11 protein-coding genes are annotated in these 10840 nt (G+C 71.0%); 8 read left to right on the top strand and 3 right to left on the bottom strand.

All coding sequences use genetic code 11. The features are described 5' to 3' along the window. The first annotated feature begins 51 nt into the window (after nt 1-51). The gene (locus AB0E96_RS15605) at nt 52-801 is read left to right on the top strand and encodes an SDR family oxidoreductase (protein WP_359823377.1); all 750 of its coding nucleotides are present in this window, start codon (nt 52-54) and stop codon (nt 799-801) included. Between the two features lie 62 nt (nt 802-863). Here the strand turns inward: AB0E96_RS15605 and AB0E96_RS15610 are convergent, their stop codons facing one another. Then, entirely contained in the window at nt 864-1085 is a 222-nt protein-coding gene (locus AB0E96_RS15610; RefSeq protein WP_359823380.1) for a DUF397 domain-containing protein, read from the bottom strand. Then, complete coding sequence (locus AB0E96_RS15615; RefSeq protein ID WP_359823382.1) at nt 1082-1945, bottom strand: helix-turn-helix transcriptional regulator; 864 nt, start codon at nt 1943-1945, stop codon at nt 1082-1084. The genes AB0E96_RS15610 and AB0E96_RS15615 overlap by 4 nt, the downstream gene beginning before the upstream one ends. A 295-nt stretch (nt 1946-2240) precedes the next feature. On the opposite strand from AB0E96_RS15615, the gene AB0E96_RS15620 reads away from it, so the two are divergent. From AB0E96_RS15620 to AB0E96_RS15635, 4 genes are all read left to right on the top strand, one after another. Then, nucleotides 2241-2609, top strand: a complete 369-nt coding sequence (locus AB0E96_RS15620) for an ATP-binding protein (RefSeq protein ID WP_359823384.1) — start codon at nt 2241-2243, stop codon at nt 2607-2609. Continuing rightward, complete coding sequence (locus AB0E96_RS15625) at nt 2606-2875, top strand: hypothetical protein (RefSeq protein WP_359823387.1); 270 nt, start codon at nt 2606-2608, stop codon at nt 2873-2875. Before AB0E96_RS15620 ends, AB0E96_RS15625 begins: the two co-directional genes overlap by 4 nt. A gap of 209 nt (nt 2876-3084) precedes the next feature. Further along, the gene (locus AB0E96_RS15630) at nt 3085-3219 is read left to right on the top strand and encodes a hypothetical protein (protein WP_359823390.1); all 135 of its coding nucleotides are present in this window, start codon (nt 3085-3087) and stop codon (nt 3217-3219) included. After that, the gene (locus AB0E96_RS15635) at nt 3216-4355 is read left to right on the top strand and encodes a protein-L-isoaspartate(D-aspartate) O-methyltransferase (protein ID WP_359823393.1); all 1140 of its coding nucleotides are present in this window, start codon (nt 3216-3218) and stop codon (nt 4353-4355) included. Before AB0E96_RS15630 ends, AB0E96_RS15635 begins: the two co-directional genes overlap by 4 nt. 139 nt (nt 4356-4494) lie before the next feature. Here the strand turns inward: AB0E96_RS15635 and AB0E96_RS15640 are convergent, their stop codons facing one another. Then, the gene (locus AB0E96_RS15640; RefSeq protein WP_359823395.1) at nt 4495-5580 is read right to left on the bottom strand and encodes a Rieske 2Fe-2S domain-containing protein; all 1086 of its coding nucleotides are present in this window, start codon (nt 5578-5580) and stop codon (nt 4495-4497) included. 568 nt (nt 5581-6148) lie between these two features. Here AB0E96_RS15640 and AB0E96_RS15645 point away from each other — a divergent pair. The 3 genes from AB0E96_RS15645 to AB0E96_RS15655 all read left to right on the top strand — a co-directional run. Next, nucleotides 6149-6676 (top strand): hypothetical protein, encoded by a 528-nt coding sequence (locus AB0E96_RS15645; RefSeq protein ID WP_359823399.1) that lies wholly within the window; start codon nt 6149-6151, stop codon nt 6674-6676. Between the two features lie 751 nt (nt 6677-7427). After that, entirely contained in the window at nt 7428-8060 is a 633-nt protein-coding gene (locus AB0E96_RS15650) for an AAA family ATPase (protein ID WP_359823402.1), read from the top strand. A 155-nt stretch (nt 8061-8215) separates the two neighbouring features. Next, nucleotides 8216-10840 (top strand): hypothetical protein (locus AB0E96_RS15655; RefSeq protein WP_359823403.1); only part of this gene is annotated, 2625 nt, incomplete at its 3' end.

Below are 10840 nucleotides of genomic sequence, written 5' to 3' on the forward strand. Positions count from 1 at the left end.
TGCGGAACAGGTCTTGGACACGGGGTGCGGGCGGACACTTTGCTGGAGGACATGACCACCACGTATGACGGCAAGAAGATCGTGATCACGGGCGGCAGCAGCGGCATCGGCCTCGCCGCGGCCCGGCTGTTCGCGGACGGCGGGGCGCACGTACTGATCACCGGCCGCACCGGGGCCACCCTGGACGCCGCGTTGGAGCGGCTGGGGGAGAAGGCGACCGCCGTCCGCAGCGACGCCGCGTCCCTGGAGGACATCAAGGAGCTGGCCGGTACGGTCCGGGAGCGGTTCGGCACGGTGGACGCACTGTTCGTCAACGCCGGCGTCACCGCGTCCGCGCCGTTCGACTCGACGACGGAGGAGATGTACGACGAGCTGTTCGACATCAACGTCAAGGGCCCGTACTTCACCGTGCAGGCGTTGGCGCCACTGCTGCGCGAAGGGAGCGGCGTCGTCCTCACCACGTCGGTGGTGAACGTCCTGGGCCTCGACGCGCTCAGTGTCTACTCGGCGAGCAAGGCGGCCCTGCGGTCGATGACCCGCACCCTGGCCCGCGAACTGCTCCCGCGCAAGGTGCGGGTGAACGCGGTGAGCCCCGGCCCGATCGACTCGGGCATCCTGGACCGCTCCTCGCTGCCCGCCGATGTCGTCGAGGCGACGAAGGACGGATACCGGAGCACCAACCCGATGCGGCGGCTGGGGAGGCCTGAGGAAGTGGCCGCCGCGGTGGCGTACTTGGCGTTCGACGCGACCTTCTCGACGGGGATGGAGCTTCCTGTCGACGGAGGTGCTTCGCAGCTCTAGACGCTGGACGAACGGCGAAAGCGGTGCCTCGCCCGGCCGGGCGAGGCACCGCTCGGGCGTGCCTAGAAGAGGTCGAAGTCGAACTCGCCGGTGGCGACGGCGGCGATGAAGGACAAGTGCGCCGCACGCTCGAAGGCCAGGGCGGGCCCGGAAGGATCCTTGCTGTCCCGGACGGCGACAGTCCGGGGGAGGAGCGCGTACTCGACACAGTTCGTGGACTCGTTGCTGTGTGATGATTTGTGCCAGGTCGTGGTGATGGCGGCTGCGTTCGGGATGAACGTCATGTGAGCTTGTCTCTCTGTTCGATGATCAAGGCGAGGGAGTCATCGAGGCCAAGAGCATCTGCTCGGATGGCGTCGAACTTCGCCGTGTACAACGCCACATCGGCAGCGTCCTCGACCCAGAGGTCGTTCAACGCGCCCTCTACGAGGACAACGTCGAGATCTTGCCGTTGCGGAAATCCGAGAATGGAGAAGGCACCGCCCATGCCATGGTGCGCAGGTGCGCCGATGGGCATCACCTGGATGTTGACGTTGGGCAGACTCGCTCGGTCGACGATCCTTGCGAGTTGCTCGGCCATGAGCTTCGGTCCACCGACTCCGGATCGGATCGCAGCTTCGTTGATCACCGCCCAGAGGGTGAGTGGCTCAGCCCTGGTCAGTGCGCTCTGGCGTGCCATGCGGACGTCGACCAGCGCCTCGACGTTGACTCCGGGGCGGAGGGTGAGCTTCTTGATGATCTCGCGCGCATAGGCGGGAGTCTGAAGCAGCCCTGGAATGAAGAAGCCTTCATAGGAGCGCATCGATGAGGCACTTGCTTCCAGCGAGATGAGGTTGCCGAGCGGTTCGCCGATATCGGCGCTGTAGCTCTGCCACCACATCCCGCGTTGTGCGCCTCGTTTGGCCAGGTCCACGAGCGCGTTGATCAACTCGTGGTCCTCGCAGCGGTAGAGGGTGAGAAGCCGCTTGACGTCATCGACCTTGGTGGCACCTCGGCCGTTCTCGATGCGGGACAGCTTCGGCTGGCTCATGCCGCCCAACGCTTCCGTGACGTCCTCGTGTGAGAGGCCGGCTTCCTCTCTCCTGCGACGCAGCTCGGCTCCGAGTTGTCTCCGCCGAACCGTCGGACCTGATGCTCCGGCCATCCCCGCCCTCTCTGAGCTTCAGTGGACCAGTTTGCCTCCCCGGTGGGCACGTTCGCCACCGGCGATGGCCACTGTAGGGCGCCTTCTGGCTGTTCGATTTGAATATATCCAAAATACTGAGACGAGTTGCCAAGGATTGGCGCTTGCCTCCATGCTGTGTGTGACGGGTCGCACACTGGCTGCAATCACCAGATGTCTTGCTGTGCGCCCACGTCACGATCACGCTCCGAGTCGGCTTCCCTGACTGATCGTCGGTCGCTCAGAGTCGGCTCTTGACTCCCGCGGAGGTTCCTTCGTGTCTCCCCTTGGACTCCCCCCTGACTGGTCGGCCGCGCGTGAGGAGTTGCGCGAGGCGATGGCGCGCGCCGGGTGGAAGCCCGAACTGGTCGCCGATGCCGAGGTCGCGCTCCTCGAACTGTTCGTCAATGCCTGGCGCCACGGCGGCAGTGCGGCTCCTCTGGTCGTCATCGCGACGGCCGATCACGTGCTCCGGGTCTCCGTCAGCGACGGGAGCCCCATCGTCCCGATCCAGCGCGACGGTTCCGACCTCCTCGCGGTATCCGGCCGGGGCCTGCGCCTCGTCCGCTCCCTCACCGACCGCTTCGGTACCGAGCCCCGGAAGTTCGGGAAGTCCTGCTGGTTCGAGCTGGACGCCGCCGCGTGACCGCCGACCACCGCCGCCCGACCGGGCCGGCCGACCCGGTCATGCGCACCTACACCGAGCCGGAGGTCTCCTCCCTGCTCAGTGAACTCCGCGACCGGGGGCGCAAGTTCGGCCTCATCTGGCCCTCCCTGGCCACGGACCGGGTGGTCGACGGACGCGTCCTGGTCCGCTTCGGCGCGGCCCCCGCGAGCACCGTGCTCAACCTCCTCGCGGTCCTGCGCCACTACGAGCGTGAGAAGGTCGAGGCCGCCCCGTGCGACTCCTGATCGGCCTGGCCCTTCCCCTCCTCCTGCTCCTCGCCATCGCCGTCGTCGGCCTCGGCGCCGTAGCCGTCCTGCGGATGCCCCACCGCCCGGAGTCCTGAAGCCCCACGCGGGAAGTCGGCCCCGCCGGCTTCCCGCTGTCCACCGCACCACGGGGCGTGCGCAGCACCGCCCCCACCACCGATGCCCACCGAACCGAGAGGATGCCGACCATGGGAGACGAGAACAAGGGTGGCCCGGACGACGGCAGGAGCCCCGGGCACGCCAAGCCCGGCGGATCGTCGATCGGCCCGAAGCCGTCGTCGGACAGCCAGAAGCCGGCCCCGGACCCGAAGCACAAGAAGTGAGCGCCGACGAGCGGCGGGCCGCGCTGGTGGCCGCGCTGACCGAGGCCGGGTCGCTGACCGCGGATTGGGCTCCGTCCGTGGCGGCCGTTCCGCGGCACGCGTTCCTCCCGGAGACCATCTGGGTGGACGAGGGGGACGGCAACGCCGCGTGCAGTCGCTCCGAGGAGCCGGAGCGGTGGATGCGGCTGGCCTATGCCGATCTGCCGGTCGTCACGCAGTGGGACGACGGCGCCGACGACGGGGCCCGCGTCACGCCCACGTCGTCGGCGTCCATGCCCACGGTGGTCGTCGAGATGCTGGCCGACCTGGACGCGGCCCCCGGCCACCGGGTGCTCGAAGTCGGCACGGGGACCGGGTACAACGCGGCCCTGCTGACGCATCGCCTGGGAGCCGGGATGGTGTCCACCGTCGAGGTGGACGGATGGGTCACCGCACGGGCGCGCACGGCACTGCGCGGTGCCGGCTTCACGCCGGAGGTCGTGTGCGGGGACGGGGCGCTCGGGTGGGGCGTGCGCGCCCCGTACGACCGGATCATCTCCACCGTGTCGCTGCGGCGCATCCCGCCCGCCTGGCCGGCTCAGACCCGGCCGGGCGGGGTGATCGTCAGCCCTGTCTCGCCGCTGCTGGGCGGCGGGGCGGTCGTGCGCCTCACGGTGGACGGCGGCGGGGTGGCGTGCGGCCGGTTCACCCGCTCGTCCGCGTTCATGATGCTGCGACAGCAGCGGTACGAGGGGGCGCCGGTGGACGACTACCTGCCGGGGGAGTGGCCGGGAGACTCCGCGCAGTCCTGGACGAAGCTCGACCCCGGGGCCGTCGGGGACGACTGGTCGGCGCAGTTCGCCTGCGCGCTCGCCCTGCCGGACGTGTACTACCGGCGCAGCGGGTTCGGCGAGGGTGGTTGGACGTGGTGGCTGTTCGACACGGCCGTCACCTCCTGGGCGACCGTGGACTCCGTGCCGGGGGAGTCCCGGTTCGAGGTCCGGCAGTCCGGGCCGCGCCGGCTCTGGGACGAGGTGGAGGCCGCCCATGACCGGTGGGAGTCCGCCGGACGCCCCGGGTGCGAGCGGTACGGGCTCACGGTGACGCCGGCCGGACAGACGGCCTGGCTGGACGAACCGGACAACCCCCTGGAGTGACGGCCGGGGCGCGGGGCTCCAGGCGGTCACGACCCGCCGGCTCCCCGCCTCCCGTACGCGGCCCGCCCGCCGACGGCCCCGGGGTGCGGCGCGGACGGGCGGCGTGGACGGGCGGGGCGCGGATCCGTGAGCGGGCCGGTCAGTCGAAGCAGGCGAGGTCGGGGTCCTGGGGGCCGGGCAGGGGGCGGGCGTTCTGGTCCTGCGGATAGAACTGCCGGGCCCAGTGCCGGAACTGGCCGATCGGCCCGTCCCCCTTGGCGAGCTTCGGGTGCGGGCGGTACTTCTTGCTGTACCAGATCGGGTAGTCGACGGCGGTGAAGTCCTCGCTGACCCTGATCAGCGGGCCGATCAGCAGCCGGGACAGGGTCCGGCTCACCTGCCGCGCCAGTGGCTTGGGCAGGGTCGACGGCTCGTCGAAGAGGAGCCGGCTCGCCTGCCGGTACTGCATCCGGTTGGGCTCGATCATGGTGCCCATGATCAGCGTGCACATCGTGGTGCGCAGCCGCGGAGTGCGGCTGTCGGAGTGCAGGAAGCCGATCCCGTATCCGTCGACCTCGATGTCGATGGGGCTCTCGCCGATCAGCGGGAACTTCTCGCGCACCCGCATGGAGACGTGGAAGGTCTTGTCGCCGAAGACGACGGGGGTGGGGAGTTCGGCCTTGGCCCAGCCGTGCAGGGTGCCGAAGTGGCCCACGTCGACGGAGTTCTCCATGATCTCCTGGGCGTGGCCGGGCATCTCCCAGGTGCCGTAGCGCCGGGGCAGGTGGCCGACGGTGTGGATGGCCGGGATCTCCCAGTCCGGGTCGCGGCCGTCGTGGTGCCACCAGACGAACACGGTCTCGTTCACCTCGTGGACCGCCAGCCTGCTCAGCGACGCCTTCGGGGGCGGCGTTCCGTAGCCGGTCCGCACGCACGTGCCGTCCGGGCCGTAGGCGAACTGGTGGAAGGGGCACACCAGGTCGTCGCCGTCGACCTTGGCCAGGCCCAGGTGGGAGCCCAGGTGCGGGCAGTAGGGCCGGACGGCCCGGACGCGGCCGTCCCGCAGCCGGTACAGCACCACGTCCTCGCCGTGGAGCCGCCGGGTGAGGACGGAGCCGGGTTTGAGCTCACCGGAGAACGCCAGCGCCGACCAGCCGTCGGGGTAGGGGAGAACGGGGGCCAACGCCTGGTCGGCACGGCTCGGCCCCTGGGTAATATTCTGTGAGAATTTACGTGACAATCGCATATATTCCTCCTGGATTGGATTCGATTCGCATCATATTCCAGGGGTGTCGAGAACTCCGGCGGGAGATTGGGGTTCTGGTAATTCATATGGTGTGAAGCAAAACGTTCCTGTGGATCGATGAGGTCCGTTCGGTATCGGTGGACGTCGGACCGTGCACGAGAAGTCGAACCCGCCGACTTCTCGTGCGCGCTATCCAGCCGCGACGAAGCAGGGCGCTGGGATGCTCCAGTCGTGCCCCGTTGCGCATGGTGACCCTGTTCCACGGTCCCGCCCGGCACTTACACCCGGGTGCGTCGCGCCCGACAGCCGGGCCGCCTCGCGGACGGCCCGGAGGCGGGGCCTTCCCCGGCGGAGTGCGAGGGCTCGTCAAAAGTTGGCCCGAGCGGGCCCTTGGATCCCCGTGAGTGCGTGGAAAGACTACCTTCGGCCCGGCGATCCCCTCATTCGACGAGGCGGCTGTGAAGGGTGGTTCCAGAGGGAAGGGATGGCCCTTCGTGCCCTGGATTTCCTGCCGCGATCTTGCTGCGGCCGCGCCGACCGGTCGGATTCATCCTGAAAGGGCGACGTCATGAAGAAGCTCAAGGCACTACCGGCGGTATTCGGCTCCGGGGCACTCCTGGTCCTGGGCCTCCCCGGCACGTCCACAGCCGATGCTCCGACACCCGAGCTGCTCGCGCCCGCGTACAACATCCAGAACTACGACAGCGAGCGGTGCATCCTCGGGCCCGGTACGGGCAACGAGACGGCCCTCGCCCAGGCGGAGCGCGCCGGGTACGCGGACCAGAAGTGGGAGCAGTGGGGCTACCTCGGCGAGAGCTACTTCTTCTTCGTCAACCAGAACAGCCGGCTGTGCCTGCTCGCGCGGTACCACCAGGAGGCACGCCAGTTCTCCTGCGGGCAAGCCGGGCCGGATGCCGACTGGTACGTCGAGACCATCAACAGTGCCGACCCGCAGTGGAAGCGCCTCGTGAACAGGGCGACGGGCACGTGCCTCGTCCCCCAGAGCAGGAACCTGAACGCCCTGATCCTGCAGGCCGTCTGCGACTACAGCATCAACCCCCCTGCCGACCAGCGGTGGCGGCTCGTCAACTTCTGAGGGTTGTCCCGCAACGCCGCTCAGAGCTCCGGAACGGCGGGAAGCGGTCCGTCGTCCGTGACAACCGCCGTGCGGGTGTGGCCTCCTCCGGGTGTCCGGAGGAGGCCGCACCTGCGATGACCGGCCGGCCCGCGAGGGTGGCTGTCCTCGCGGCCGCCTCCCGACCGGGTTGCCGGGTGGTTGGCGGCCGGCAATGGTCCGCCGCGGAGTGCGGGAGGAGTAATGTCGCCAGCGACGCGCTCGTCGTGGATTTCACATCCAAGACGAAAAGGGTTATCAGCTACAAGGTGGATGAGTCGAAATTCATCCTGGAGTCCTGATGGGCTCCGAAGCCCCCTCGTCTACTGGGCGGGGCGCGGACGCTGCGTCTGACCTCAGGTTCACGCTGGACATCACCATCACCGACAAGGGTGTCAAGCAGCTGACCGAGGACGGTCTGGCCGTCGGCCTGGTATGGGCCGACGGCCAGGTGGGGACCGATGGAAAGCTGACCGCCAAGCTGGCCGTCGCCTGGGCGCTGCTCGCGCCTGGGAATTCCGTCCAGTTCTCCTGGGCCGTGCGTGGTTCGCTTATGGCATACGCGAGTCATGCCCCCGCTCGCGACGGGAGCGTTCTGTCCAGCTACACGGAATCGAAGTGTGGATGGCGAGAAGCCGCCCCTTTCCTGGGTGGCTGCCATGCGGTACGTCCCCTGGGGGATCCACGAACCCGACGGACAGCCGTCGCCCTCGGTGGCGATAGCGTCGGGGGCATGCTCCTGTGGATCAACGGCCCGTTCGGGGCCGGCAAGACCCAGACCGCCCATGAGCTCCGCTGGCGCCTGCCCGGCAGCGTCGTCTGCGACCCCGAGCACGTCGGGTTCGGACTGCACCGGATGATGCCGCCGGCGCTGCGCGGGGACTTCCAGGACCTTCCCGCGTGGCGGCAGGGCGTCGTCGAGGTGCTGGACCGGGTGCTCACCGGGCACGACGGTGTGGTGATCGCGCCGATGACGGTCGTCGAGCCCGTGTACTTCCGGGAGACGGTCGGCCGGCTGCGCGAACGCGGGCACGACGTCCGGCACTTCGCCCTGCTGGCCGAGCGCGGGACGGTGCTGCGGCGGCTGCGCGAGCGCGGGGGCGGGCACGTCCTGCAGTTCGTGGCGGGGAAGGACGCCCCGCTGCGGCGGGAGAGCTTCGCCGTGTCGAAGCTCGACCTGTGCCTGGAGCGGCTGCGCGAGGAGGAGTTCGCCCAGCACGTGTGGACCGACCGGCTGACGGTCGCCCAGGTCGCCGACCGGATCGCCGCGTCCTCGGGCCTGACCCTCGCCCCGAACGACGACGGTGCGCTCCGCGGGCGCCTCCGCCGCGCCTGGACGGGGGTCAAGCACATCCGCTTCGTCTGAGCCCGGCCGTGAGCGCCGCCCGTGCGGGGTGCGCGGCGGGCTGCCCTTTGGGGACACCGGGTCTTACCCCCGCCGAGGGTGCCCGGGCTCTCCCGCCGCGCGCCCGGACCCGGGACACTGCGGGGAGACCGCCCCTGCAACCTGTGAGGTCGAGCGTGATCGGCGCCCCCGCCACCCCCCGCCCCGCCCGGCGGCCGGCCAGGACCGCCGTCGCGGTGCTGCTCGCGCTCGCGGCGGCCCTGGCGACCCTGACCGGGGCCGCCCCCGGCGGGCCGGGCACCGCCGCGGCCGCCGCCGTCGACCCGGCGGCCGGACGGATCGTCTTCGCCGGCACCAACCACCGCGGCCTCGGCAAGGTGACCGGCGCGGAGTCGAGCACCCCGCTGTTCGGGCCCGGCCCGATCCACTTCGACCGGGACCCTTCGGCCCGCGGCGACGAGATGGTCTTCACCAGCCTGCGGGACGAGCCGCAGCCCCAGGTCTACCTGCGCGACGCGTCCGGCGCGGTGCGCCGGCTCACCACCGGCATGGACACCTCCCGCCCCGCCCTCGCCCCGGACGGCAAGGGCGTCGTCTTCGAGGCGCTGGAGGACCGCGGCGGGGACGCCAAACCCCAGCACGTCCTGTGGGCCGTCAACCGGGACGGCAGCGGCCTGCGCCGGATCACCGACGGCGCGGCCGACGAGACCCATCCGACCGTCTCGCCCGACGGCAAGTGGATCGCGTACTCCTGCGACGGCGAACCGTCGCACCGTCAGATCTACCTGCGGCCGTTCGCGGGCGGCGCCCCGGTCAAGGTCACCAACGTGACCAACGGGGACGCGGTCGACCCGACCTGGAACCCGGTGAACGACGACACCCACCGCAACGAGATCGTCTACACCTGGGACCAGGGCGACCAGGGCAGGACCCTGATGCTCACCTCGCCCACCGGCGGCGACAAGGCCTTCTTCCCCGGCACCGGCTCCGCCTGGAAGACCGGCTCCGCCTCCTGGATGGCCGACGGCAGCGGTGTGCTCTTCCTCAGCGCCGACCTGCTCACGCCGCCCGACCCGGCCCCGCAGCCCGACCCGACCCAGCCGCCGGTGGTGAACCTCTACCGCGCGCTCACCTGCAACTGCGACGCGCCCAAGGTCCTCTACAGCGCCAACCGGCTGGTCTCCTCGCCGACCTGGCTGGGCACCCAGAACGAGGGCGGTCCGGTGGTGGAGCAGACCAGCGCCTCCGCCGCCAACGTCGCCGACGTGGAGGACATGCGTCCCGACGGGTCCGACCCGCGCGATCTCGGCATCAGCGTGCTCCGCGAGGACCCGGCCGCCGACAGCAACACCAGCACCGACCCCGCCGCCGACCCGCTGTTCCACCCCCGCCCCGGCTTCGACCCCTGGTACGAGCGCCAGACCTACACCCCCGACGGCCGGCAGATCGTGGTGACCCGCTACGAGGACGGGCCCGCCGGGCGGATCCAGCGGATCTGGACCGCCGACGCCGAAGGCGCGAACCCGCAGCCGATGAACCTTGCCGGGCGCGGCCCGAACGACCGGGACACCGACCCGTCCCTCTCCCCGGACGGCAAGCTGATCGTGTTCAGCCGCAGCACCCCGGCCACCGGCGACCGGCCGGCCCGGCCCGGGCGCGTCCTGATCGCCGAGGTGTCGACCGGGAGGATCGTCGGCACCGTCCAGCCGCCGGCGGGGCAACCGGACGCCTCCGACGGCCAGCCCTTCTGGTCCCCCGACGGCAAGCTGATCGCCTTCTCCCGGACGGCCGTGGTCGACGGCAACGCCGGCAACCTGCACGTCTGGACCGTCTCCGCCGACGACCTCACCCGGCAGACCGACCTGAGCCGGACGGCCTGCCCGGGCAACTGCGCCGTCATCGACGACAGCCCCGCGTTCGCCCCCGACGGCCGCCGGATCGCCTTCAACCGCAAGGCCGGCAACGGCGGCGACAACCACCAGGACGGCGTGGTCGTCACCACGCCGAGCGGCGCCGACTGCACGGTGATCGCGCCCGCCGGGCTCGGCGAGGGCGCCTGCACCCGGCCGCTGCCCGACCGCCCCACCACCGGGCCCTTCCAGCCCCGCGACGTCGCCTGGACGGCGAACAGCGCGCAGCTGCTGATGACCTCCCGCCGTGCCGCCCCGCCGAGCTCGCCGGAGGGCCTGAAGGTCTACGACTTCGCGAGCGGCAGGCTCACCGAACTCGACTGGCGGCTGCCGGGCCGCCAGAAGGAGCCGGCCGTCCAGCAGTCCGTCGACCTGGCGATCAGCGTGCCCGAGCGGACCCCGGCCGTCCCCGTCGACGGCAGCACCGACGTGACGATCACCGTCACCAACAAGGGGCCCGCGCCCTCGCCCGGCACCGTCCTCACCGTCTCGGTGCCGACCGGCGCCCGGCTCGGCAAGCTGACCACCCCGACCGGAACCTGCGACGCCGCGGCGCTGCGGTGCGAACTCGGCACCATGGCCCCGCGCGCGGTCATCCGGATCACCGCCACCCTGATCGGCACCCGGCCCGGCAACCCGGACTTCGGCTGGAGCGTCTCCGGGACGGTCGTCGACCCGTTCCCCGACGACGACTCCGCCCGGACCTTCCTGCCGGTGCTGGAACCGCCGACCCCGACACCGACCGCCACCCCGACACCGACCGCCACCCCGACGCCGACCCCGACTCCCACGCCGACCCCGACCCCGACGCCCACCTGGACCGTCACACCCCCGCCGCCGGCCCCCGCACCGCCGCCGCCCCCGGCGCCGGCCCCGGCGCCGGCCCCGGCC

This window comes from Kitasatospora sp. NPDC036755, from assembly GCF_040636595.1.
Lineage (GTDB): Bacteria > Actinomycetota > Actinomycetes > Streptomycetales > Streptomycetaceae > Kitasatospora.